The sequence below is a fragment of the Frankiales bacterium genome, assembly GCA_016125335.1.
Classification (GTDB): Bacteria; Actinomycetota; Actinomycetes; order S36-B12; family CAIYMF01; genus Longivirga.
This window is the reverse complement of sequence record WGLY01000001.1, coordinates 120,607-144,048: the sequence shown is the minus strand read 5'-3', so window position 1 is coordinate 144,048 and position 23,442 is coordinate 120,607. Positions and strand designations below refer to the sequence as shown.

At 69.1% G+C, this 23,442-nt stretch carries 24 protein-coding genes; 14 read left to right on the top strand and 10 right to left on the bottom strand.

The annotated features are described in order from the left end of the window. Positions 1-97 precede the first annotated feature (97 nt). From GC157_00670 to GC157_00655, 4 genes are all read left to right on the top strand, one after another. On the top strand, positions 98-991 hold the full coding sequence (locus GC157_00670) for a formate/nitrite transporter family protein (GenBank protein ID MBI1375988.1): 894 nt from the start codon (positions 98-100) through the stop codon (positions 989-991). Positions 992-1,091: 100 nt separating this feature from the next. Continuing rightward, positions 1,092-2,864, top strand: coding sequence for a glycoside hydrolase family 15 protein (locus GC157_00665; GenBank protein ID MBI1375987.1), 1,773 nt, complete (start codon positions 1,092-1,094; stop codon positions 2,862-2,864). Positions 2,865-2,980: 116 nt separating this feature from the next. After that, complete coding sequence (locus GC157_00660) at positions 2,981-3,562, top strand: carboxymuconolactone decarboxylase family protein (GenBank protein ID MBI1375986.1); 582 nt, start codon at positions 2,981-2,983, stop codon at positions 3,560-3,562. Positions 3,563-3,641: 79 nt separating this feature from the next. Continuing rightward, on the top strand, positions 3,642-4,325 hold the full coding sequence (locus GC157_00655; protein ID MBI1375985.1) for a haloacid dehalogenase type II: 684 nt from the start codon (positions 3,642-3,644) through the stop codon (positions 4,323-4,325). 68 nt (positions 4,326-4,393) lie between these two features. On the opposite strand, the gene zwf is transcribed toward GC157_00655, so the two are convergent. Continuing rightward, the gene (zwf, locus tag GC157_00650; protein MBI1375984.1) at positions 4,394-5,842 is read right to left on the bottom strand and encodes a glucose-6-phosphate dehydrogenase; all 1,449 of its coding nucleotides are present in this window, start codon (positions 5,840-5,842) and stop codon (positions 4,394-4,396) included. 362 nt (positions 5,843-6,204) lie between these two features. On the opposite strand from zwf, the gene GC157_00645 reads away from it, so the two are divergent. Next, the gene (locus GC157_00645) at positions 6,205-6,705 is read left to right on the top strand and encodes a hypothetical protein (GenBank protein MBI1375983.1); all 501 of its coding nucleotides are present in this window, start codon (positions 6,205-6,207) and stop codon (positions 6,703-6,705) included. A 150-nt stretch (positions 6,706-6,855) separates the two neighbouring features. Here the strand turns inward: GC157_00645 and GC157_00640 are convergent, their stop codons facing one another. After that, the gene (locus GC157_00640) at positions 6,856-8,385 is read right to left on the bottom strand and encodes an alpha-amylase (GenBank protein ID MBI1375982.1); all 1,530 of its coding nucleotides are present in this window, start codon (positions 8,383-8,385) and stop codon (positions 6,856-6,858) included. 239 nt (positions 8,386-8,624) lie between these two features. Between GC157_00640 and GC157_00635 the strand changes: the two genes are divergently transcribed. The 6 genes from GC157_00635 (at position 8,625) to GC157_00610 (ending at position 14,504) form a co-directional block, all read left to right on the top strand. Further along, positions 8,625-8,909 (top strand): DUF427 domain-containing protein, encoded by a 285-nt coding sequence (locus GC157_00635; protein ID MBI1375981.1) that lies wholly within the window; start codon positions 8,625-8,627, stop codon positions 8,907-8,909. 125 nt (positions 8,910-9,034) lie between these two features. After that, positions 9,035-9,310, top strand: coding sequence for a hypothetical protein (locus GC157_00630; GenBank protein ID MBI1375980.1), 276 nt, complete (start codon positions 9,035-9,037; stop codon positions 9,308-9,310). 101 nt (positions 9,311-9,411) lie between these two features. Further along, positions 9,412-10,068, top strand: a complete 657-nt coding sequence (locus GC157_00625) for a cyclic nucleotide-binding domain-containing protein (GenBank protein MBI1375979.1) — start codon at positions 9,412-9,414, stop codon at positions 10,066-10,068. Positions 10,069-10,160: 92 nt separating this feature from the next. Beyond that, complete coding sequence (locus GC157_00620) at positions 10,161-11,516, top strand: NAD(P)/FAD-dependent oxidoreductase (GenBank protein MBI1375978.1); 1,356 nt, start codon at positions 10,161-10,163, stop codon at positions 11,514-11,516. A gap of 85 nt (positions 11,517-11,601) precedes the next feature. After that, a complete protein-coding gene (locus GC157_00615; protein MBI1375977.1) occupies positions 11,602-11,859 on the top strand; it encodes a mycoredoxin in 258 nt (85 codons plus the stop codon). Then, on the top strand, positions 11,856-14,504 hold the full coding sequence (locus GC157_00610; protein MBI1375976.1) for a glucosidase: 2,649 nt from the start codon (positions 11,856-11,858) through the stop codon (positions 14,502-14,504). The genes GC157_00615 and GC157_00610 overlap by 4 nt, the downstream gene beginning before the upstream one ends. A 14-nt stretch (positions 14,505-14,518) precedes the next feature. Here GC157_00610 and GC157_00605 read toward each other — a convergent pair whose 3' ends face one another. The 4 genes from GC157_00605 to merA all read right to left on the bottom strand — a co-directional run bounded on the left by GC157_00605 (position 14,519) and on the right by merA (position 19,254). After that, complete coding sequence (locus GC157_00605) at positions 14,519-14,833, bottom strand: thioredoxin family protein (GenBank protein ID MBI1375975.1); 315 nt, start codon at positions 14,831-14,833, stop codon at positions 14,519-14,521. Beyond that, positions 14,830-15,570: an NAD(P)H-hydrate epimerase gene (locus GC157_00600; protein MBI1375974.1), complete on the bottom strand. Its 741-nt coding sequence runs from the start codon at positions 15,568-15,570 to the stop codon at positions 14,830-14,832. The genes GC157_00605 and GC157_00600 overlap by 4 nt, the downstream gene beginning before the upstream one ends. Positions 15,571-17,054: 1,484 nt before the next feature. Beyond that, positions 17,055-17,336, bottom strand: a complete 282-nt coding sequence (locus tag GC157_00595) for a zf-HC2 domain-containing protein (GenBank protein ID MBI1375973.1) — start codon at positions 17,334-17,336, stop codon at positions 17,055-17,057. A gap of 544 nt (positions 17,337-17,880) precedes the next feature. Continuing rightward, complete coding sequence (merA, locus tag GC157_00590) at positions 17,881-19,254, bottom strand: mercury(II) reductase (protein ID MBI1375972.1); 1,374 nt, start codon at positions 19,252-19,254, stop codon at positions 17,881-17,883. A 47-nt stretch (positions 19,255-19,301) separates the two neighbouring features. On the opposite strand from merA, the gene GC157_00585 reads away from it, so the two are divergent. The 3 genes from GC157_00585 (at position 19,302) to GC157_00575 (ending at position 20,942) form a co-directional block, all read left to right on the top strand. Further along, positions 19,302-19,754 carry a MerR family DNA-binding protein gene (locus GC157_00585; GenBank protein MBI1375971.1) on the top strand — a complete coding sequence of 151 codons (453 nt, stop codon included), beginning with the start codon at positions 19,302-19,304 and terminating at the stop codon, positions 19,752-19,754. 130 nt (positions 19,755-19,884) lie between these two features. Further along, positions 19,885-20,145 carry a mycoredoxin gene (locus GC157_00580; protein ID MBI1375970.1) on the top strand — a complete coding sequence of 87 codons (261 nt, stop codon included), beginning with the start codon at positions 19,885-19,887 and terminating at the stop codon, positions 20,143-20,145. Beyond that, a complete protein-coding gene (locus tag GC157_00575) occupies positions 20,142-20,942 on the top strand; it encodes a methyltransferase domain-containing protein (protein ID MBI1375969.1) in 801 nt (266 codons plus the stop codon). The genes GC157_00580 and GC157_00575 overlap by 4 nt, the downstream gene beginning before the upstream one ends. A 28-nt stretch (positions 20,943-20,970) precedes the next feature. Here the strand turns inward: GC157_00575 and GC157_00570 are convergent, their stop codons facing one another. From GC157_00570 to GC157_00555, 4 genes are all read right to left on the bottom strand, one after another. Continuing rightward, a complete protein-coding gene (locus GC157_00570) occupies positions 20,971-21,843 on the bottom strand; it encodes a cytochrome c biogenesis protein CcdA (GenBank protein MBI1375968.1) in 873 nt (290 codons plus the stop codon). Between the two features lie 7 nt (positions 21,844-21,850). Continuing rightward, positions 21,851-22,447 carry a redoxin domain-containing protein gene (locus tag GC157_00565; GenBank protein ID MBI1375967.1) on the bottom strand — a complete coding sequence of 199 codons (597 nt, stop codon included), beginning with the start codon at positions 22,445-22,447 and terminating at the stop codon, positions 21,851-21,853. 202 nt (positions 22,448-22,649) lie between these two features. Further along, complete coding sequence (locus GC157_00560) at positions 22,650-23,243, bottom strand: redoxin domain-containing protein (GenBank protein MBI1375966.1); 594 nt, start codon at positions 23,241-23,243, stop codon at positions 22,650-22,652. Beyond that, complete coding sequence (locus tag GC157_00555; protein MBI1375965.1) at positions 23,176-23,397, bottom strand: hypothetical protein; 222 nt, start codon at positions 23,395-23,397, stop codon at positions 23,176-23,178. The genes GC157_00560 and GC157_00555 overlap by 68 nt, the downstream gene beginning before the upstream one ends. Between the last annotated feature and the right edge of the window lie 45 nt (positions 23,398-23,442).

Below are 23,442 nucleotides of genomic sequence, written 5' to 3'. Positions count from 1 at the left end.
GGTCCCGGGAGGCTGCCTCCGCCGACGACAACTCCGTCGCTGAGATCAGACCCCTCCTGTCGCCCCCCGTGCGCTACACCCGAATCGGCGCAACGACATGAGTGTGGACGAGGACCTCGTGGTCCCCGCAGCGAGCTACATCCAGCCCGAAGTCGTGCTCGCCGTCATGGCTCGAGAGGGGGCCCATCGGCTCTCGGACCTCAACTCGGTGCGGGTCTTCGCCCTCGCCATGCTCGGCGGGGCGTTCATCACGGTAGGCGCCCTGTTCTCCGTCCTGCTCGCCACCGGCGCCAGCGGTTCGGGCGCGTTCTACCTGCTCGAGGGACTCGGCTTCTCGACCGGCTTCTTCTTCGTCATCCTTTCTCACGGCGTCCTGTTCACTGAGGCCAACGTGGTGCTGCCCACCACGCTCTCCCTGACCGGTGCCAAGGCGCTGCTGGTCGCACGGTTCTGGGGTCTCGCCTGGGTCGGCAACTTTGTCGGCGCCCTCATCACCGCCTCGGCGATCGGATTCGCCCAGCGATACTCCCCCGCCGTGCACACTCAGCTCAACGAGATCGTCGCCACCAAAATGTCCTTTCAGGCCGCCGGCGGAGCGGACTCCTGGATCCGAGTCGTCATCTCCGGGATGCTGGCCAACTGGCTCGTCGGCATGGCCGCGTTCTTCGCTCTGATGGGTCGCACCATCTTCGGGAAGTACATCCCCGTGCTGCTGGCCGTGACGGCGTTTGTCACCGCGGGATTTCAGCACAGTCCCGCGAACATGGGCTTCTTCAGCCTTTCCCACGCGCTCGGCGGCGGCCCCGACTGGGTCGACGCATTCGTCTGGAACCTGATCCCGGCCGGCATCGGCAACATGCTCGGCGGCGCCCTACTCGTCGCGTTACCGCTGAGCTGGGCCTTCCGTACTCGCCGCTTCTCCGCTCGGCCAGCACCGTCGGCCTCGTCGGGCGGGGCCCCGGTCGACCCCAGAACCGGAACAACCGCATGAGCGAGCCCCGCGCTGGCATCCATGCGGGCCTCGCGAGGCGACTCAGTCCCAGCCCTGCCACATCGCGGCGGACCGACAGCCGCACGTTCGTTGGTTCAGGATGAGCCGCCCGATCGAGGACTACGCGATGATCGGGGACACCCACACCGCAGCCCTGGTCAGCCGCGACGGCTCCATCGACTGGCTCTGCCTGCCCAGGTTCGACTCGGGGGCCTGCTTCGCAAGCCTCGTCGGCGACGACTCGCACGGGCACTGGACGATGCGCCCGACGGCAGCACCCACTCGCACCACCCGGCAGTACCGCAACGCAACCCTCGTCCTCGAGACCGAGTTCACCACCGCCACCGGGCGCGTTCGCCTGATCGACTTCATGCCGCACCGACACGCCCATCCAACTCTGGTGCGCATCGTCGAAGGCGTCGAAGGCTCGGTCCAGATGAGCATGGAACTGCGCCTGCGACTCGACTACGGATGGGTGGTCCCCTGTGTGCGTCGCGTCCCCGGCGGCATCCACGCCATCGCCGGTCCAGACGCCTTGTGCCTGCACACCCCGATCCCCCTAGAGGGACGGGACATGCAGACATTCGCCGACTTCACCGTCGAGGCCGGGCAGCGCGTCCCGTTCGCCCTGGCCTGGCATCCCTCGACGGACGAGCCGCCCGGCCCGGTCGACGCCGAGGCGGAGCTGGCCTCGCGCGAACAACGGTGGAAGGCCTGGTCGTCCCGGTGCACCTACACCGGCCCCTACGAGGCCGCGGTCCGACGCTCGCTCATCACCCTCAAGGCACTCACGTTCGACCCCACGGGCGCGATCGTCGCCGCACCCACCACATCCCTGCCCGAGCACCTCGGCGGCGAGCGGAACTGGGACTACCGCTACAGCTGGCTGCGCGACGCCACGTTCACGCTCCTGGCTTTGCTGTCCAACGGATACATCGACGAGGCCCGGGACTGGCGCGCCTGGCTCCTGCGCGCGACCGCCGGTGACCCCGCCCAGCTTCAGATCATGTACGGCATCGGCGGGGAACGGCGGCTTCCCGAACTCGTGCTCGACTGGATGCCCGGTTACGAGGGATCGACCCCGGTCCGGGTGGGCAACGGGGCCGCCGGCCAGTTCCAGCTCGACGTGTACGGGGAAGTCCTGGACGCACTGCATGCCGCGCGACTCGCGGGAATGGTTCCCGATGACGAGGCCTGGCAGTTGCAGGTCGCCCTCCTGCAGTTCCTCGAGCAGCACTGGCAGGACCCCGACGATGGCCTGTGGGAAGCCCGCGGCGCGCGCCGCCACCACACCTACTCCAAGGCGATGGCCTGGGTTGCCTTCGACCGGGCCGCCCACGCCGTCGAGCGCTGGCAGCTGCCCGGCCCGGCCGAGCACTGGCGATCCGTCGCCGCCCTCATCCACCGCGACGTCTGCGAGCACGGCTACGACGCGGATCGCAACACCTTCGTCCAGTCCTACGGCTCGACAGCTCTGGACGCCAGCCTGCTCCTGCTCCCACTCGTCGGCTTCCTCGCTGCGGACGACCCGCGCATGGTCGGCACCGTGGCGGCGATCGAGAACGACCTCACGGTCGACGGCCTGGTGCAGCGCTACCGCACCGACGACGAGACCGCCGATGGCCTCCCGCCGGGTGAGGGGACATTCCTGCTCTGCTCGTTCTGGCTGGTGGACAACCTCTCGCTGCAGGGACAGCACGACCGCGCGCGCGCACTCTTCGAACGGCTGCTCGGCCTCGCGAACGACGTCGGCCTGCTCAGCGAGGAGTACGACACAGCGACGGGCCGGATGCTCGGCAACTACCCCCAGGCGTTCTCCCACGTCGGCCTCATCAACTCGGCATGCCGCTTAGCCCAGTCGAAGGGCGCGTGAGGCCGGAAGGATGCGGAGACCCGATCGGGTTCCACTTAGACACGAGAGCCGCGGGCCCACCCCGAGGTTGGAGCGCTACCCGCACCCCGAGCGATGACCACACCGGAGCAAACCCCATGACCGAGCCCTACATCACCGACCTTGCGTTCCTCTCGATCCAGGACGCCTCACCGGAGGCCGCCGAGCTGCTCGAGCGCACCCGCAAGAACCTGGGTTCCGTCCCCACGATGTACGCCGCGATGGCCAACTCCCCCGGGCTGCTGGCGACCTACCTCGACGGCTACCGGCGCTTCAGGTCCGGATCCGGCTTCACCCCGGCCGAGCAGGAGGTCGTGTTCCTCACCATCAGTCGGGTCAACTCGTGCGAGTACTGCATGGCCGCGCACAGCCACATCGGCGAGCACTTCTCCAAGACCCCGTCGCACGTGATGGCCGCCATCCGAGATGACGAGCCGATCCCGGACCCCAAGCTGAGAGCTCTGGCGGCCTTCACCCGCTCGTTGCTGGACACCGCCGGACGCCCCTCCGTCGCCGAGGTCGAAGCGTTCCGGTCCGCCGGCTACTCCGAACCCCAGATCCTCGAGGTGGTCCTCGCCATCGCAGTCAAGACGCTCAGCAACTGGACCAACCACTTGTTCGCCACCCCCGTCGACGACACGTTCGCCGCGAGCGCCTGGGTAGCCCCACAGGACCGCTGAGACGGAGCGGAGGCAGCTGGCCGCCCGAGGGGGCGCGCCGATCGGCCTGTGAAGGACCGGGGAAGATCCAGGAGGAGCGATGGAGACCAGCAGGCCGACGGTGATCGTGTTCGATGTCAACGAGACACTCTCGGACATGACTCCGCTCACTGAGCGGTTCGTGGCCGTGGGAGCGCCCCCAGGTCTAGCCGCCACGTGGTTCGCCGGCCTGCTCCGCGACGGGTTCGCCCTGACCGCCACCGGGAGATCCGCTCGTTTCGTGGACCTTGCCGCCGACAACTTGCGCGATGCGTTGCGCGCCGACCTACCCGAAGCCGCCATCGACGCCGCCCAGGCCCATGTTCTCGACGGATTCGCGCAGCTCGACCTGCACCCGGACGTCCGGCCCGGCATCGTCGAGCTGCGGCGCGCCGGATTCCGGCTCGTGACGCTCACCAACGGGTCCGTGGCCATCACGGACTCGCTCCTCACCCGCGCGGGCCTGCGGGACTCCTTCGATCTCGTGCTCTCCGTTGAGGATGCAGGGATCTGGAAGCCGGCGCGTCAGGCGTATGCCTACGCGGCGCAGATGTGCGACGTCGACGCCCGCGACATCCTCATGGTCGCGGTGCACCCGTGGGACATCCACGGCGCTGCCGAGGCGGGCCTGCGCACCGCATGGATCAACCGAGACGCACGCCGCTACCCCCGCGCCTTCGCCGCACCAGACCAAGTCGCGGTCGGACTAGACCAACTGGCCGCACTGCTGGCGGGCGCGGCGTGAGCCGACGGATCGCGCTTTGGCCGTCCCGCGGTCCGCACTGGGCTGCGTGTGGCCTCGTCGAGGCAGCATCACAGACTCTGCGCTGACCCCGGGACCAGCGGCTCGTGCCAGTGATGCACGCCGAGGATCCGATCGGTCTCCGGCGGTCCCCAACCGCCCCGCGCATACGGGTAGACGGGCCCGGGATCGTCGAGCACGGGCTGGACGACCCGCCACGCGCTCTCGACCCCGTCCTCGCGCGCAAAGCGACGGTGATCCCCCTCGAGCGCATCGTCGAGCAGCCGCTCATAGGCCTCACTGCGCGGGCTCAGGCTGTCAGCGAAGTCGACGTTGAGGTGGACCGGGTTGGTGACCAACTCGCGCCCGGGCCGTTTGGCCTCGACCGTCATGGTCACCCCGTCCGAGGCTCCCAACCGGAATCGGATCACGTTCGGGTGCGGGCACGGCAATGACGCGTCGACGAACAGCATGCGCGGCGGTTCCCGTAGCTCGACGACAGCTTCGAGCGCGGTGGCAGCAAGACCCTTGCCCGCTCGCACGTAGAACGGGACTCCCGCCCACCGCCACGAGTCGATCTCGAGCCGGCATGCCAGGAACGTCTCGACCAGAGAGTTGGCGGCGACTCCGGGCTCGTTGAGGTACCCGTCGTACTGGCCGCGGACCACAGCGGACGCATCGAGCGGACGCATCGAGCGGAAGACCTTGACCTTCTCGTCGCGCAGCGCATCGGCGTCCGGACTCACCGGGGGCTCCATCGCGAGCAGCGCGACCACCTGGAGCAGGTGGTTCTGCACGACGTCACGCAACGCCCCGACACCGTCGTAGAAGCTGCCTCGTCCCTCAACCCCGAACGCCTCGGACATCGTGACCTGAACGCTGGACACGTAGTTCCGGTTCCAGATCGGCTCGAGGAAGGTGTTGGCGAAGCGGAAGACGAGCAGGTCCTCGACCGACTCCTTACCCAGGTAATGGTCGATCCGGTAGATATCCGACTCCGCGAAGTGCCGGTGCAGCACGTCGTTGAGCTCCACCGCCGACGCGAGGTCACGCCCGAACGGCTTCTCCACCACAATGCGAGACGTCTCGTGCAGCCCGACACGGGCAAGCCCCACGGTCACCGTCGGGAACAGCACGGGAGGAATGGCCAGATAGACCGTGGCGCGGGAGGTGCCCAACGCGGCCAAGGCCACCTGCAACCTCTCGAAGGTGGTCGGATCCGCATAGTCGCCGCCCACCAAGGTCGTCCGGGCGCACAGGCGATCCACCACACCATCGTCGGGATCAGTCACAGTCGACGCGATCGCCTCCCGGATGTGCAGGCGGAACCGGTCGTCGTCCCAGTCGGAGAGCGCAACACCAATGACGGGGACGTCGAGTCGTCCGCGGGCGGCCAGCGCGTACAGAGACGAGAACAGCTTCTTGCGGGCCAGGTCACCGGTGGCCCCGAACAGAACGAGCGCGTCGGATCGGTTCACTCCACTCCCTTCCTCCAGTTGATGAGGTGCTCCGCCGCCCAAGACAGTGACTACCTGGGAAGGGCGACAACAGTCGCCCTTCGTCGAGGCTCGCCGCGCGATGGGAACCCGCCGACTCCACCCGTTGATTCCCGGAGGGCGTCCGACCCAAGGCCGTCGCCGATGACCCGTCCCACCGACGGCGCGAGCTCGTCTCAACGGGAACGAACTGATCGTGCTTGGCGGGATGGAACTCCCGCAGTCACCGGGTTCCGTGAGCAGTCACAGCCGTGACCCGCACACGCCGGCCTGACGTCCGGTACTTCGAGAAGGAGAGCAAGATGGCCACATCACAGTCTGCAGGCCGCGCGAACATCACCGTCGGCCGCGACGAGCCCACCGACAGCCTGCTGCGTTCAGCGCTGCTGGGGGCTGGCTTCGGCGTCATCGCGTCATTGGTCATGGCGGCCTACGCGATGATGGCGTCCCTCACCTACCAGGGCACCGGGTTCTTCACGCCGCTGTATCACATCGCCTCGTTGATCGTGTCCCCGGAGACGCTGCAGACCTCGATGCAGCAGGCGATGGGCGGAAGCTCGTTCTACTTCTCGCTCGCACCTGCGCTGCTCGGTGCCGCCATCCACATGATGATCGGTGCGATGTACGGGGTGATGTTCGGGCTCGTCGTCGGCAAGCTGCACTGGCGCGGCGCCACCGTAGTCGTGGCTGGCGCGGTCTACGGCGTGATGGTGTTCGCGCTCAGCTCCTGGATCGCGCTGCCCATAGCGTCGAGCATCTTCAGCAGCGGCGACCAGATCAAGAACATGGCTCAGATGGTCGGGTACGGCACGTTCCTCGTGGAGCACGTCCTGTTCGGGCTCAGCCTCGGCCTGCTGTTCGCCGCCCGCGCCCGCTCCCGCGACTGAACGACCGGAACCCCGGATCGGCCCGACCGTCGGGGCCCTGGTGCGACTACCGCGTTCGTGCGGTCGCACCAGGGCCCCGATGCGTGGTGATATCGGCGGAGTCCCGTCACTGGTGGGCCGATCGACGATGCGACTCGGCCCACCAGGCGGTCAGGTTGACGAGCTGGCAGCCTCGTCCCCGCCGGTGTGCTCCCGGCGTGCTGACAAGATCTGCGCACCCCAGCCGGGGAGCCCGATGTAGAGCCCCTGGGCAGCCACCGCATCGCCGAGGAATGGGTACCTGGCACCAGTGAGCAGGTCCACGTGCAGGCCATGAGTGCCTGCCGCCACGTCGAGGTGGGCCATTCCATCGGCCGGTTCGCCATGAAGATTGACGACAACCAAGGTGTGGCCGACGCTGTCGGACCACTGCCAGGCGACCAGCGCCGCGGCACTGCCGTTGTCGGGCCACCCCGTCACCTCGCACAGCGACCAGGCGCCGTTGCGCACGGCGGCGGCAACGCCCCAGAGCCGGGCGTGGAAGCTGGCGAGATCCGCGTCGGGGGCCTCGTCGGGGCGTCGGCCAAGGAAGACCGGGAGGAACGTCGTCCGTCCCTCGGCTTGACCGTCGTGCCACAGCGTCATCCCCGGGAGGGTGGCAATCGCGGTGGCCAGGGCCTTGTAGCGTGCCGGCGGACCGAAGGTCGAGGCGGCGCGTGGTTCGTCGTGGTTCTCCAGGAACCGGACCATGCCGCGCTGGTAGTCCCGGTCCGCACGGAGGTGGTCTCGGACCGCGTCCGGACCCTCGTGCGTGAGTCGGTCGTAGAGCCTCTTGTCATAGCAGTGGTCGAAGCCCGCAGCGAGCAGGTCGGGCTCGCGGTCCCAGTACGTCTCGGCGACGAACCGGAAATCTGGGTGGCTGGATCGGACCGCCATGATCACGTCATCCCAGTACCCCCGCTCCGGCGGGGCACCGAGGCGCTGGCCCCAGGTGCGCAGCGCGATGTCATCGAGCATGAGCATGGCCATGTCGCAGCGCACCGCGTCGACGTGCTCGGCGATGCGGCGCAGCTCCTCGACGGCGAGCCCGCGACAGGTCGCGGAGAACGGGTCGAGCTGGACGACGTCGGGCCAGGGTGCGAAGTAGGGATCGCGGCCGCGTGCCAGCACGGTATCGCCGAGCTGGATGAACGCGGCCGGATCGGCCGCGAGATCGTCGGCTGTACCGGACACGAAGGCGTCCTGTGAGCTCGCGATCCACGGCGAGTCCGGGCCAGTGTGATTGGGCACCCAGTCCACCATGAGATTGGCGCCGCGCCGACCTACCTGCGCCCGGGCCGCATCGACGCCGTCCCATCCGCCGAACGCTTGGGCCGGTACGTACTCGCGGATGCTGTACGGCGAGCCGAGCACATCGGCCTCGGTCCAGTCTCGGAGGGCGTCAGTCCACGACTCTCGCAGAGAGGTCTCCCCCAGGGCTACCTGACGACCCACCTCACTGCGCTCCCAGATTCCCATCAGCCACACGACATCGATGCCGGCGGGGAGCACCGCGTCCCACTCATGGTCGGGCACGTCACCGAGCATGACCAACCGTCCGGCTCGACGCGACACTTCGTGCAACCACACCGCCGTGTTCAGCTCATGCACCGCCGGATGCTGCGACCACGTCGGCGACGGTGCCGATCCACGCTTGTCCATCGCGGCCTCCTCGAGTACGTCACGTCGCTGCGCTGGGAACCCCCTCAGCGCGCGGACTCATTCCGTTCACGCCGATCGACCAGGTGCCGACGTCAGCAACGGGGCTCGAACTCGGGTCGCGGCGGTCCCGCCGCGACGCGCGTCGTCCCGCGACTGGGGAATCCACCGGCATCACCACCGGGTTCCCCTCCGTCAACGACAGCGACCCTGTCGCGACCGGAGATGAAGGAGCCCAAACCATGCGTGCCATGTGGAACGACCTGGTCCTGGCGGAGAGCCCGGACACCATCGTCGTGGAAGGAAACCACTACTTCCCGCCGGACTCGGTCCACTGGGACCTGCTCACTCCCAGCGAGAAGACCACCCGCTGCTTCTGGAAGGGCCAAGCCCATTACTGGTCCGTCGCACGCGACGAGGTGGCCGGCGCCGACGTCGCCTGGGCTTACCCAGAACCGCTCCCCTCCGCGGCAGACATCAGCGGATACCTCGCGTTCTGGCGCGGCGTGCGGATCCACGAGTCGTGACGCCGCACCGGCCACGGTCCGGTCACCGCGTCGCCGAACGTGGGCGGGAACACAGATGTCAGCACCGCCGTTCACTAGGTTGGATCGATGCTCGTCGACTGCACCGCAGCGGAGGACCGCACGCCATGACGTCGGCCGGCCGAAACCACAGCTCGGCAAAGGTGCGCGTCCTGGTCTCGGGTGACTGTGCGTCCTGCGACCGTGCCGTCGAGGTCGTCGCTGCCGTGCGTCGCGTTCGCCCCGACATGACCGTCGACCTCATCGACGTCGATGTCGACGGTGTCCCCGACGACATCGCCTTCGTCGGCACTCCGATGTACGTGTGGGGTGACCGGGTGATCTCACTGGGGAACCCGGCTCCGCAGGATCTCCTGACGATCCTCGAGGGCGCACGCCCGTGACGCACCCGAGAGGTGACCAGTCCGCGGACGGCTGGTCCAACCCCGAGCGCACTTGGAGGCTGTCGGAGTTCGACATCTTCCAGGACCTGGCACCTGAGGACATGGACCGGATCGCCCGGTCCGCACCGATGCGCGAAGTGCCGGCCGGGACGTTGCTCATCTCCCCCGGCCAGCCCGGCGAGATCCTGTTCATCCTCAAGCGCGGCCGCGTCCGGCTCTACCGCCTCGCCTTCGACGGGCGGACCCTGACGACCGCGATCGTCGAGGCCGGACAGATCTTCGGCGAGATGGTCCTGCTCGGTCAGCGCCTCGACGACACCTACGCCGAGGCTCTCGACCCTTCCGTCGTCTGCCTGATGAGCCGCGACGACGTCTACCGCCTCCTGCTCGCTGACGCTCGCATCGCCGCCCGGATCGCCGAGAGCCTCGGTGCGCGGGTCGCCGACCTCGAACGTCGGCTCGGAGACACCGTGCTCAAGAGCGTCCCCGCTCGCATCGCGTCGGCACTGGCAGCGCTCAGCGGAGCCGACCACACGGACATCCGCCTCACCCACGCGCAGCTCGCCGACCTCGTCGGCACCACGCGGGAGACCATGACGAAGGTCCTCGGTGACCTACGCGACCGGGGCCTCATCTCGATGCGCCGTGGGCGGATCCGGGTGAATGACGCGACCCGACTCGGCGCCCTGTGCGACGACACCTCCCTCTCACCGGTCACCGGCGGGCATATCCCCCGCAACGACAACCAGTCGCGCTGATAGACCCGGCACGCAGCGACGCGACCACCAACCGGGAACACTTCGGGCGTCCCAGCGGGTTCCCCCACGTCGAACACGAGAAGGGAACTCCCGTGGCACATGCCGTGGACGTCGTCGTCATTGGAATGGGACCTGGCGGGGAGGACGTCGCCGGGAAGCTGGCGCAGTCCGGACTCGAGGTCGTCGGGATCGAGGCGGAGCTCGTCGGTGGCGAGTGTCCTTACTGGGGGTGCGTGCCGAGCAAGATGATGATCCGCGCCGCCAACCTGGTCACCGACGCCCGGCGCATCCCTGGCATGGCTGGCACGGCCGACGTGCACCCCGACTGGGCACCGGTGGCGCGCCGGATCCGAGACGAGGCCACCGACACCTGGGACGACACCGTCGCCGTCGACCGCTTCGTCGGCCACGGCGGAACGTTCGTCCGAGGTCGCGCGCGCATCACCGGCCCTGGCGAGGTCACCGTCGAAGACGAGTTGTACCGGGCGCGCCGCGCGATCGTGCTCGCCACCGGCACGTCCCCCACCATCCCCCCCATTCCCGGGCTCGCGGGACTGCCGTACTGGACTAATCGTGACGCCGTGGCCACCGAAGGGCCCCCGGAGTCGCTGCTCGTCCTCGGCGGCGGAGCGATCGGGGTGGAGCTCGCCCAGGTCTTCGCCCGGTTCGGCTCCCGCGTCACCGTCGTCGAAGGGGCACCGACACTGCTCCCGCTGGAAGAGCCCGGCTCCGGCCAGCTCCTCGCCGAGGTGTTCGAGCGCGAGGGCATCACCGTGGTCACCGGCGCCACCGTCACCGCGGTCCGACACGACGGCGCACAGTTCACCCTCACGACGCCAGCGGGTGACCTGACCGCCCAGCGCCTCTTGGTGGCGACCGGTCGGCGCGCCGACCTCACGACGCTCGGACTCGACGCTATCGGGGTCGACCCGTCTGCGCGGTGGCTGGAAGTCGACGACCAGCAGCGGGTCACCGACGGGGTGTGGGCGGTGGGGGACCTCACGGGCAAGGGCGCGTTCACCCACGTCGCGATGTACCAGTCAGCCATCGCCATCCGGTCGATCCTGGGTGAACCGGGACCGGATGCGGACTACACGGCGCTGCCTCGCGTCACGTTCACCGACCCGGAAGTCGCCTCGGTGGGCCTCACCGAGGCGCAGGCACGCGCCGCAGGGATCACTGTCCGGACCGGTCGAGCGGAGGTCCCCCACACCGCGCGCGGCTGGATCCACAAGGTCGGCAACGACGGGTTCATCCAGGTCGTCGAGGATGCCGACCGCGGCGTCCTCGTCGGGGCAACCAGCGTCGGACCAGTCGGCGGCGAGGTCCTCGGCCTGCTCGCGCTGGCCGTGCACGCGCGGATCATGACCGACGTCCTCCAGCGGATGATCTACGCCTACCCCACTTTCCACCGCGGCATCGAGGACGCCCTCCGTGCGCTGGCGTAACCCGCTGCGGGCGCGACGCGACGCAGGAGCTCCAGCAGGCTGGGCCACCCCCGCTCCACCCAGCGGCGACAGCGACATCGACACCGTGTCAGGTGCCGCGCCTGAACCGACGATCACCGTGTTCAGCACCAGCTGGTGCGGCTACTGCAGCCGGCTGAAGGCGCAGTTGACACGATCCGGCGTCACCTACGTCGAGGTCGACATCGAAAGAGATCCCGCTGCGGCGAGATTCGTTGAGCGAGCGAACCGGGGCAACCGCACCGTCCCCACCGTGCTCCTGCCCGACGGCACCACCTTGACGAACCCGCCTATCGCCATGGTGCTCAAGCGCCTCACCTCATGAGCTCGGATCGACGCCGAGGCCGGACACGACGTGCCGCGCCGGCGCCCGAATCGGAGACGGACCGTCTGAGAACTGCCGATGCTGGCGTCCAAGACTGGCGACGCTGGGGCCCCTACCTCGCCGAGCGAGCGTGGGGCACCGTCCGCGAGGACTACTCGGCGGACGGCAACGCCTGGGACTACTTCCCGCACGACCACGCCCGGTCTCGCGCCTACCGGTGGAACGAGGACGGCATGGCCGGGGTGTGCGACCTCGACCAGACCCTGTGCCTGTCCCTGGCTCTGTGGAACGGCGTCGACCCGATCCTCAAAGAGCGGATGTTCGGGCTCGCCGGCCCCGAGGGCAACCACGGCGAGGACGTCAAGGAGTACTGGTCCTACGACGACTCCACCCCGACCCACTCCTGGATGACCTGGCGCTACCACTACCCCCAGCAGGCCTACCCGTACGACGAACTGGTCGCGGGCAACCGAGACCGTGGACGCGACCAGCCGGAGTTCGAGCTCGCCGACACCGGGATCTTCGACCACGACAGGTACTGGGCGGTCACCGTCGACTACGCCAAGGCCGCACCCGACGACATCCTCATGCGGATCACGGTGGAGAACCGCGGCCCCGAGGCGGCAGTGATCCACGTGCTCCCCACGTTGTGGTTCCGCAACACCTGGGCGTGGGGCGACCCGAACCCGTCGATCCCGGTGATCCGGGAGCAGACGTCGCAGTCACTGCTCGCCGAGCACCCGGTGCTCGGTCCGATGACGTTGACGCACGCCGGCGTCGGCGAACCCCTCTTCTGCGACAACGAGACCAACGCCCACCGCCTCTTCGGAAGCGACGGGCGCTCCCCCTACCCCAAGGACGGCATCAACGACCACGTCGTCGGCGGTGCACCCACCGTGAATCCGGCGCTGCAGGGAACCCGGTCGGCGCTCCACCACGTCCTCGAGGTTGCCGCCGGTGGGCACACGGAGGTCAGGGTGCGGCTCACGGCCGGTCAGGCCATGGGGGATCTGGGCGCCGACTTCGACGACGTCCTCCTGCGCCGCAAGGCTGAAGCCGACACGTTCTACACGGACCTGACACCCGCGTCGCTGACCGACGACGAGGCACTCGTCCTCCGCCGGTCGCTGGCGGGCCTGTTGTGGGGCAAGCAGTTCTATCGCTTCGACGTCGAGCGGTGGCTCGACGGCGACCCCGGTGGCCCTCCCACGCCCCTGGGCCGTACCGGAGTGCGCAACGGCGAATGGCGGCACCTGTCCGCCCATGACGTGATCTCCATGCCCGATCCCTGGGAGTACCCGTGGTTCGCGGCCTGGGACCTCGCCTTCCATTGCGTGCCGCTGGCTCACATCGACCCGGCCTTCGCCAAGAGCCAGCTCCTGCTTCTGCTGCGCGAGTGGTACCAGCACCCCAGCGGTCAGATCCCCGCCTACGAGTGGTCCTTCGGCGACGTCAACCCCCCCGTGCACGCCTGGGCCGCCCTGCAGGTGTTCCACTGCACCGACTCATCCGATGTCGAATGGCTCGAGAGGGTCTTCCACAAGCTGCTGCTCAACTTCACCTGGTGGGTGAACCGCAAGGACTCACGCGGCGTCAACGTCTTCGGCGGCGGATTCCTCGGCATGGACAACATCGGTGCTTTCGACCGTTCCTCGACGGCTCCTGAGGGGCAGATCCTGGAACAGAGCGACGGGACTGCATGGATGGCGTCCTATTGCCTGGACATGCTGGAGATCGCCCTTGTCCTCGCCGAGCACGACGCGACCTATGAGGACCTGGCCACCAAGTTCGTCCAGCACTTCGCCTACATCGCCACCGCGGCCCGCACCCAAGGGCTCTGGGATGACCAGGACGGCTTCTTCTACGACCAACTGCTCTCGCCCGACGGAACCCGCACACCGTTGCGCATCCGATCTCTCGTCGGGCTGCTGCCACTCGTCGCCACCACGACGATCGGGCGTCAGACCCTCGAACGGCTGCCCGCCTTCGCCGCCCAGCTCGAGGAGTTCACCACCCGGAAGCCCGGATTCGCGGCACCGATCAGCGTGACGCATGTCCGCGACGGACACGAGGGGAGGTTGCTGAGCATGGTGGACCCGCAGCACCTCGTCCAGGTCCTCGGAAGCCTGCTCGACGAGGAAGAGTTCCTGACACCGTTCGGTGTGCGATCACTGTCACGACGCCACCAGGACTCACCGTTCGTCCTGCAGCTCCCGGGCCTTTCGGCCTCGGTCGGCTACGAGCCCGGGGAGTCGCCGACACCCATCTTCGGGGGGAACTCCAACTGGCGGGGCCCGATCTGGTTCCCGATGAACGTGCTGCTCGTCCAGTCGTTGAAGCGCTTCGCGCGGCTCTACGGCGACGACCTCCACCTGGCCTGTCCGACGGGATCGCCGAACCAGGCAACCTTGTCAGAGATCGCCGATGACGTGAGCCGACGCCTCGTGTCCATGTTCCTCCTCGGAGCGGACGGCCGGCGGCCCGGCCACGGTGCCGATCCGCTCTTCGCCCGCGACCCGGGATGGCGGGACATGGTCCCCTTCTTCGAGTACTTCCATGGCGACTCCGGTGCCGGCCTCGGTGCCAGCCATCAGACCGGGTGGACGGCTCTAGTCGCCGAGCTCCTGCTGCACCGCGAGAGCTGAGCCCACCCCACCGGTCACCGTGTCCGGTGGGCGCGAATCGCCCCAACCAGCTGGGTCACCGTGGGGACACCTGCGAGACCCTGCTCCGTCTGGTAGATCCGGCACGAGTACCCAGTCGGGGCGCCGACGGAGGCGAACGGATCGGTGCCGTCGAACCGGATCGTCGGCGAGCCCTGGTAGCCCTCGGTGACGGCCTGCTCGTGGCTGCCGATGACCCGGTGAACCGGTTCGACGTCCGTCAGTGCCGACAGGGCCAGCGCCCTCCGCACGCGGGCATCGGCGACATCCCGATTGGGACAGTCGGGAATCGTCACGATCTCGACCCTCATGTCACCTCCACACCGTCGTGCTGCGGCTCGGTATCGGCCGCAGGCAAAACGCGGACGACCCAGTCGCCTCCGAAACTCGGTGCCACGACCGACCCGAATCGTTCGTAGACATGCGACGGCACCGAGATGTCACCGACGTAGATCTCGCCGGCAGCGCCGCAGACATCAAGACCACGCTTGGGTGCCGCGAGGGTGAGCGTCGCAGTGGCCGTGACGTGCGCGGTCCGAAGCTGGCCGCTCGTGGCATCGAACCCGCTGGGGACATCGAGGGCCAGCACCGGGGCCGGCTGCGTCGTGGTCCAGGCGATCTGGTCCGCGACGACCCCTCGGGGATCCCCTCGAAGGCTGTAGCCGACCATCGCGTCGATCACCAGATCAGCACCTCTCGTGGGAACGTCCGGGCTGGTGGCGTCGACTCCCATCGCACGGAGGATGTCGCGTTGGCGTCGGGTCGCGTCGACCAGCTCAGCCGCCAGGCCGCGCACCTCGACGTCGACCCCATGGTTGACCAGGTGACGTGCGGCGGCGAGACCGCCCCCACCATTGCCGCCGCCACCGGCGAGGACCACGACCCTGCTCGGTGCGAATCGCTCGATCGCCAACCACGCAAGGTTACGACCGGCGTTCTCCATCATCTGGAGCAGACTGACGTGCAGCTCCTCGATCATCACGCGATCCACCTCACGCATCTGGTCGGCGTCGAGCACCGGCCAGTGGCTCCAGCCGATCTCACGCACGACGTGACCGCTGGGGGTTCCACGCCGACCGGGTCATGAGCTGCGCGACCGGCGGAAGCGGAGGAGCGCCTGAGTCGCCCGCGCCATCGCCGGCCGCTGCAGCCGCGCGCGGACGTCATCGATGGCTGCATTCCAGGGGCCGTCGGCGTAGGTCGGGTAGGCGTGGATCGCGCTCGCGAGGTCCCGCGTCCGCAGCCCCATCCGGACTGCGACCGTGAGCTCGGGCAGGGTCTCCCCCGCCCGAGGACCGACGACGGTCGCACCCACGACACGACCCTTGTTGTCCAACGCCAGCCGGGCGAAACCCGAGGTGTCGTCCTCGGCGACGGCACGGTCCACGTGGTCGTGCTGCCGGGTCACCGAGGTGACGCCGGACGGCAGGTCAGACTCGCCGGTGGGGACCCCGACGGCGGCGACCTCGGGGTCGGTGAACGTCACCCGAGGCACGGCCGTCAGGTTCACCTTGCGCCGAAGCCCGAGGACCGCGTTGCTGGCGGCCAGGCTGCCGTGGACCCCGGCGAGATGGGTGAACTGAGGGTGCCCGGTGAGGTCACCCGCCGCCCACACCCGCTTGTTGGTGGTGCGCAAGGCCTCGTCGACGACGACGAAACCTCGGGCGTCGAGTTCGATGCCCGCCGTGTCCAAGCCTAGGTCGCGGGTCCGAGGGCTGCGCCCGCCGGCGACGAGGAGCCAGTCGAACGCCACCGTGGCATCGGGGCCGTCGCCGACCGACAACTCGCCCGAGCCATCAGCGTTACCTCGCACGGAGGCGACGGGACGGCCCACCAGGACCGTCACCCCGTCGTCGGTCAGGGCGGCAGCAACAACCGCGGAGGCGTCCGGGTCTTCGCGGGGAAGGATCCGCGGCGCGGCCTCGATCACCGTGACGTCGGCCCCGAGGCGGGCGAAGGCCTGACCGAGCTCGCAACCGATACTTCCCCCGCCCAGCACGGCCAGCCGGGGAGGCAGCGCGGAGAGGTCCCACAGCGTGTCCGAGGTCAGGAACGGGAAGCCGTCGAGCCCCTGGATCGGCGGTACGGCCGGGGTTGCCCCGGTCGCCAGCAGGGCATGGCGGAACGTCACCGACGCGCCACCGACCTCGAAGGTCCTGGCCGAGGCGAACCTTGCGTCCCCTCGGATCACTGTGACACCGGCGGCCTCGAGGGCCTCCACGGAATCGACGGGCTCGATGGCGGCGATGGCGGAGTGCACGTGGCGCATCACCGTCGGGAAGTCGACGTCGACCCCGGCGACCTTCACCCCTAGACGCGCGGCGGCGCGCGCCTGGGCCGCGCTGCCCGCCGCCGCCAGCAGCGCCTTGCTCGGTACGCAGCCCGTCCAGAGGCAGTCTCCGCCGGTCTTGTGCCGTTCGATGAGCACGACCCTCGCGCCGAGTCCAGCCGCCGTCTTGGCCCCGACGATGCCGGCGGTTCCACCGCCGATCACAGCCAGGTCCCAGTCGTGCTCCAGCTCCGTGTCCACACTCACTCCTCGTCCAGTACGAGCTCGAAGCGTTGCTGAACGCGCTCGATGGTCGCCGCATCCGGCTCGCAGGTCAGCGACAGCCGGGCCAGCATCCCGGACACCGACCGGTACTCGCTGGCGAGTCCTTGACACTTCTCGCACGTCGCTAGGTGTGCCTCGAGACGACGCAGGTCGTCGTCGGGCAGCAGCCCAGAGGGATCTTGATCGAGATACCGCTGCAGACGACGCGCCGCCCATCGGCACGTGATCATGCGAGGCACGACCGTCATGGAAACCTTCACGATCGGAAACCCGGCGGTCCGCCGGGATCCTTCCCGGATCCCCGGCACATTCTCCGGCTCCGGCTTCGCCGGCAGAACTCCGGTCGTCGCCGTGTGCCGACGGCCCCGTCGACCGCCCGCGGCTGCACCGTCGGCGGTCCCCTGCGCGTGGAGTCCGCGGGCACCCTTCGCGGACACCACCGAGGCCGTCCCCACTCTGCGTCGCCTAGACCAGGCCGTTATGGGGCTGAGCCGCCGGGATCTCGCCGTCCATGCGGCGAGCCGATTCGACGCCGGTTGTGGAGCAGCCGCGCTGAGACGACCGCGACCACAGCCACGCCGATGACCGCACCGAGCGGTCGTGCGCCAAGCCAGCCGAGCACCGCGACCGCGCTGCCCGCCGACAGCGCGGGTCCCGCGCAGCAGACGAGGACCACGGTCGCGGCAACCATCCCCTTCATCGCCGTCGGCCAGCTCGACGGGCTCGGACGCAGCGCCGGTCGCGGACTCCGCCCGACCCGACCTATCGGCTCGTCTCGCAGGTGGTCGGTCCGGCGCATGATGCTCACCCCGCGCAGCAGGACATCGCTGCGACGTCGCTGTGGAAGCTCTGGGCCGCAAGCTTGAGTCCCTCGTTCATCGTCAGATAGGGGGCCCACGTGTCGGCGAGCTGCTCGACCGTCCAACCAGCCTTGATCGCGATCGTGGCGGCATAGAGCAGCTCACCCCCGTGATCGGCCAGCACGTGGACGCCGAGGAGTTGGTGGGTGTCAGCAGCGACCACGAGCTTGATGGCCCCCCGGGTGTCGCGGCTGACCAGAGCACGGGGCACCTGCTCAAGGCCCAGGGTCCGGGTCTCGACCGCGTGACCGAGTCGTATCGCTTCGGCCTCGTTGGGACCGCACCAGGCCAGCTGCGGACTGGTGAACGCCACGTGGGGCAGGCCGGTGTAGTCCATCGCCCGGGTTGTCCCGGCGATCGCGTTGTGCGCTGCGGTGCGACCCATCACCGCAGCCACATAGACGAACTCAGGCGCGGTCGTGACGTCCCCCGCAGCGAAGACACGCGGATGGGTCGTGCGCAGGGCATCGTTGATCCGGACCCTCCCCCGGTCGTCCACCGCGATGCCGGCGTGGTCGAGCTGGAGGTCAGCGGTTCGCGGCGTCCGCCCCGTCGCGACCAGGACGTGCTCACCCGTCACACTCGTGCCGTCCTCGCACCAGACCACGATGCCGTCCGGCGTTGTGTCGATACGGACAGCCTTGGTTCCGCACCGCGTGATGCCCTCATCGCGAAGGGATTGGTCCAGGAGGTTCGCCAGATCCGGGTCAGCGCCGGTGAGCAGAGGTCCGATGAGACTGACCCGGGTCCCCAGTTGGGCGAAGAGCTGAGCTTGCTCGGTGCCGACGAAGCCTGCACCGATGACGACGAGGCTGGCAGGGAGCACCTGCAGCTCCATCACCGTGGTGGACGTCAGGTAGTCCACCGAGTCCAGTCCGGGGATCGGTGGCACGGCAGGTGCCGCGCCGGTCGCGATCACCACCGAGTTGATGGCCAAGGTGAAGTCGGCGACGGCAAGGGTGCGGTCGTCGAGGAATCGGGCCTCCCCCGACAGCACGTCGAACCCATGAGCTGTGGCGACGTCGGCGTACTTGGTCTGGCGGAGGCCGGCGACCAGGTCGTCCTTACGCGCCACGACCGTGCCCAGGTCGACGTGGCGAAGCTCGGTCTCGACCCCTTCGAACGGGTGCGCGGAGGCCCGCGCTGCCACGTGCGCCGCCGCCAGCAGCGTCTTGGACGGGACACAGCCCACGTTCACGCAGGTGCCTCCCAGGGTGCCGCGCTCGATCAGCGCGACCGTGGCACCGAGGGATCGGGCCTCGATCCCTGCGGCGAAGGCTGCCGAGCCGGATCCGATAACGAGCAGGTCATAGTCCATGGACGTACCTTGGACCTTCCAGTCGACGGGAAGGTCAAGGTGGCGTGATGAAGATCGGTGAACTCGCCCACCGGCACGGGATCACGGCCAAGACGCTGCGGTACTACGAGGAAATCGGGCTCGTTCTGGCGGCGTCCCGAACCAGTAGTGGGTACCGCGACTACGACCAGAGCTCCGAGGCGCGGCTCACGTTCATCAGGAGCGGACAGGCGATCGGGCTCAGCCTGGCCGAGATTCGCGACCTGCTCGCGATCCGCGACGACGGCCGGACACCGTGTGCCGCGGCCACCGAACTGCTCGACGATCACCTCGACCAGCTCACCGAGCGAATCCGCGACCTGCAGTCGCTGCGCCGCGACCTGCGTGAGCTGCGGGCCCGGGCCGTCGACCTTGCCGCGGCCGACTGCCTGCCCGACACCGTCTGCCACATCATCAACCCGGGACCGTGCACGTGCTCGGACCACGGCCGCTCGTTCAGCCCCCGAGACGCGGCGGGCTGACCAGCAGCCGGCGCGTCGACGCGCCGGGGACGCCGCGATGGGAATGCCGCGGCGGAGCTCGCGGGTTCCCTGGCCAGGACATACGCACCACCGAACCGGAGGACGAGCAGTGTCGACTCGCAACGCGGCGATGACCATCTACAGCACGACCTGGTGCGGTGACTGCATCCGGCTCAAGTCCGCCCTGGACCGTTCGGGGGTCGCCTACCGCGAGATCGACATCGAGCAGGACAGCTCCGCGGCGGATTTCGTCGTGCGAGTCAACGACGGCAACCAATCCGTTCCGACGGTGGTCTTCGACGACGGCACGGTGATGATCGAACCGTCCGGGCGTCAGGTCCTCGAGCACCTCGATCGTGACCGGTCACGAGCCGCGACCGGCCGGCCGTGACCGAACGCCCCAGCGACGAGGCCCAGCGGTCATCATCCGCAGACGAGTGGTCGCGCTACCTCGAGGACTACCACGCGTCACATGCTGGGATCACCGAACGCGTGCTCACCCGAGCAACTCACCCGGATGTCGGGACGCCCTACCAGTGGCTGCGGGCCTCGGTGCGGGCGAACCCCGGTCATGTCCTCGACCTCGCGTGCGGGAGCGCCCCCATGCATCCGTTGCTCCTCGACGCGACCCACTATCTCGGCGTCGATCTCTCAGCTGCCGAGCTCGCCTACGCGGCCGAGCGAGGCCGGGGGCCGCTGATGAGTGCCGACGCCCTGGTGCTGCCACTGCCGAGCGCCAGTGTCGACGTCGTCGTGTGCTCGATGGCCGTGATGCTGCTCCGACCCATCGAGGTCGCTCTCACCGAGGTCGCGCGGGTCCTTCGCCCCGGAGGCATCTTCACCACCATCCGACCGGTGGGCACCCCCTTCAGCCTTGCGGATCTGCGACTGGCCATCCCGCTGCTCGCGGGACTGCGTCATCTTCCCGAGATGCCGCAGCGCTTCAGTGGCCGAGGATTGCGGCGGATTCTTCACGGGGCCGGTCTCGACATCACCTCGGACGCGGCGCTGCGCTTCGTGCACCCGTTGGAGTCCGAGGACGACGCGCTGCTCGCCGTCGACGCGCTCTACCTGCCCCACGTCGGCGACGACCGTCGGCGCGAGGCCGCGACGCGGTTGAGCCGTCACGCACGCCCCGGGGGCCAGCTCCCCCTGGCCATCCGTCGCACGGTAGCCGTCCGGCGCTAAGGGCTCGTACCGCCCCCGCGCCACGGGCTCATGACCGTGCGCCCTGACGCCGTCTCGCCAGGACCGCTGCCACGATGACGACGACGCCTACGCCAAGAAGCACAAGTGGCAAGGGGCCAACCGACGCCACCGCACGGGTGATCGCCGACTGGATCTGGGTGGCGGCACCGACCACCGGATCCGACGTCGCATCGCCGGCAAGCACCCGGATCTCGAACACGCCGTACCAGGCGACATACGCGCCGGCGACGACCAGCAGGAGCCCGCTGAAGCGCATGATGCGCGGCCCGGCTCGCCGCATCCGCGTCGCCGCCGACGCTCCCGCGGTCGCCACGCCGACGGCCAGGACGAGCACGACGATGCCCATCCCCACCGCGTAGGTGACGAACACCAGCACACCGGACGCGACGCTCCCCGACCGCGCGGCGGCAGTAGTGACGGCGAGGAAGGGCGCCAGCGTGCAGGACAGCGACGCGAGGGCGAACCCGACGCCGTACGCCACCTGGGAGCCCCACGCAGCCGTCGGGCCCTGCCCCCGCCCGGCCAGGGCGGGGATCCGCAGCGAGTGACCGGCCAGCAGCCACCCCCCGAGTCCGATCAGCCCGATCCCGATGACGACGGTGACGAAGGGCAGATACCGCTCCAGGGACAAGGCCAGCGGAGTGAGCACCAGACCGAACAGACCGAACACCGCGACGAACCCGATCGTCATCCCGGCGGAGAACCGCAGGGCGCGCAGCACGGCAGCCGACCGCTCTCCCCCGGCCCCGTCGGCGGGCCGTGCCGAGCCCGACTGGGCCACCAGCACGGTCAGGTAGGCGGGGAGCAGCGCGAAACCGCAGGGGTTGAAGGCCGCTACCGCGCCCGCTACGAGCGCTAGGGCCAGCAGCCCGGTCTCCATCGGGTGCCTACGCCGCGACGAGCTTGTCGAGCACGCTGCGCAGGTCGTCCGCGCTCATCCCGCCGATGAACCGCTGCGCATCGCCCTGCCGGGTGACGAAGACGAAGGATGGTTGAGCCGGGACCCCGAAACGCGCCCACAGCGAGCCGTCCAGGTCCGATACGTGGCTGAAGTCGCCGGTTCCGGTGTCGGACACGAAGCCCTTCATCTCCTCCACCGACCCAAGCCCCGGGATCCCGACGAACTGGACCCGTCCGGAGTACTCGGCACTGAGCTTGGCGATGTCGGGGCCCTCGCCGCGGCAGATGGTGCACCACGGCGCCCAGAACCACAGCACCACCGGCTTGCCCGCCAGGGTCGCACCGGAGAACGCGGCACCGTCCAGCGTGGCGCCGCCGAACTGGAGGGCGGCCGGAGCCTGGGTCGACGGAGCCGCAAGGGCCGTGGGACCGATGACCGGCGCGGCGCTAGTCGGCGGGATCGAATGGTCGCTCTGCCCGCTCGTCGAACCCGTTGCACTGCCGCAGGCGGTCAGCAACAGCCCCGACAGGGCCAAGGACGCCAGCAGAAGCCGTCGCCGCGATGCGGTGGTGGTCATCGTCATCCGCGCTCCTCAGGTTGGTCGGTCGATACCGAACCCGGCGAGCGATGCTCGGCATTCCCGGGATCCGGCCAGGTGACGCGCGTGCGGCACGCTGGACGTCCGGGTGACTCGACCTGTGGCGAGACCCGGACGCGATGCCATGGTGCGTCGACGCAGTTCCCAGTTCTGTGGGCTGCCACACACTCGCGGCGGATGTTCGCTGTCAGATCCCACGGACCCGTGATCCCAGAGCCGACTCGACGGATGAGTGGGCGGGGTAGTCGCCGATCCGGCGGCCCAGGAACTGCCAGCGCGGTACCAGCCCCGGATCGAGGATCACGACGCCCGGCGAACGAACCGTGTCTCGGGTGATCCGCTGGGGTCGGAACCCGTGCGTCATGGTTCGCGCGTAGGAGGCGACGCCACGGGGGTCGAGCATCCTCCAGCCCAGGGGGTCACCGAGCCCGACCGCGTCACGGACTCGTTGGTCGGGGTCGAGGAGCAGGGGCATCGTGACGCCACGTTCCTGCATCAGCCAGCGGGCCTGGTAGTCCGCCGAACCACCGATCGCGACGACGGTGGCGCCGTGCGCTTCGAACCGCGGTCTCTGCCGGTCCAGCTCGATGAGCCATTCCTGGCAGGGCAGGCAACCGAAGTACCGGACGAGCTGCGCCACGAGCCAGGACCCGCGGAACGGTTCGAGGGAGCTCGGCTGCCCCGTAGGGGTGAGCAGCGGGACGGCGCCCAGGTCAGGTGCGGTCGTCATGGTCCACGAGCGTCCCCTCTCGCAGGGGGATGACGGGGCAGCTCTGCTCATCCATCTCCGGGAAGGCGGCGCGCATCCGCAGGTCGTGTCGTGCGTCGACCGTGCACTTGTACAGCCGGACCTTGCCGCGCCAAGTGCCCACCGCCAGCAGGATCGGATAGGCGACGAGGGGGATGGCGATGATGAACTCGATGAGTCGCTCCACGAGGGCAGACTAGGTCGTGATCCGGTCGCCCACCGTGGGCCAGCC

Bases quoted from the DNA above. Each gene is read 5' to 3' on its own strand.
- GC157_00585 (MBI1375971.1), top strand. From the start codon at position 19,302: ATGAAGATCGGTGAACTCGCCCACCGGCACGGGATCACGGCCAAGACG.
- GC157_00660 (MBI1375986.1), top strand. From the start codon at position 2,981: ATGACCGAGCCCTACATCACCGACCTTGCGTTCCTCTCGATCCAGGAC.
- GC157_00640 (MBI1375982.1), bottom strand. From the start codon at position 8,385: ATGGACAAGCGTGGATCGGCACCGTCGCCGACGTGGTCGCAGCATCCG.
- GC157_00605 (MBI1375975.1), bottom strand. From the start codon at position 14,833: ATGAGGGTCGAGATCGTGACGATTCCCGACTGTCCCAATCGGGATGTC.
- GC157_00665 (MBI1375987.1), top strand. From the start codon at position 1,092: ATGAGCCGCCCGATCGAGGACTACGCGATGATCGGGGACACCCACACC.
- GC157_00670 (MBI1375988.1), top strand. From the start codon at position 98: ATGAGTGTGGACGAGGACCTCGTGGTCCCCGCAGCGAGCTACATCCAG.
- GC157_00630 (MBI1375980.1), top strand. From the start codon at position 9,035: ATGACGTCGGCCGGCCGAAACCACAGCTCGGCAAAGGTGCGCGTCCTG.
- GC157_00610 (MBI1375976.1), top strand. From the start codon at position 11,856: ATGAGCTCGGATCGACGCCGAGGCCGGACACGACGTGCCGCGCCGGCG.
- GC157_00570 (MBI1375968.1), bottom strand. From the start codon at position 21,843: ATGGAGACCGGGCTGCTGGCCCTAGCGCTCGTAGCGGGCGCGGTAGCG.
- GC157_00655 (MBI1375985.1), top strand. From the start codon at position 3,642: ATGGAGACCAGCAGGCCGACGGTGATCGTGTTCGATGTCAACGAGACA.
- GC157_00560 (MBI1375966.1), bottom strand. From the start codon at position 23,243: ATGAGCAGAGCTGCCCCGTCATCCCCCTGCGAGAGGGGACGCTCGTGG.
- GC157_00580 (MBI1375970.1), top strand. From the start codon at position 19,885: ATGACCATCTACAGCACGACCTGGTGCGGTGACTGCATCCGGCTCAAG.
- GC157_00625 (MBI1375979.1), top strand. From the start codon at position 9,412: ATGGACCGGATCGCCCGGTCCGCACCGATGCGCGAAGTGCCGGCCGGG.
- GC157_00565 (MBI1375967.1), bottom strand. From the start codon at position 22,447: ATGACGATGACCACCACCGCATCGCGGCGACGGCTTCTGCTGGCGTCC.
- merA (MBI1375972.1), bottom strand. From the start codon at position 19,254: ATGGACTATGACCTGCTCGTTATCGGATCCGGCTCGGCAGCCTTCGCC.
- GC157_00635 (MBI1375981.1), top strand. From the start codon at position 8,625: ATGCGTGCCATGTGGAACGACCTGGTCCTGGCGGAGAGCCCGGACACC.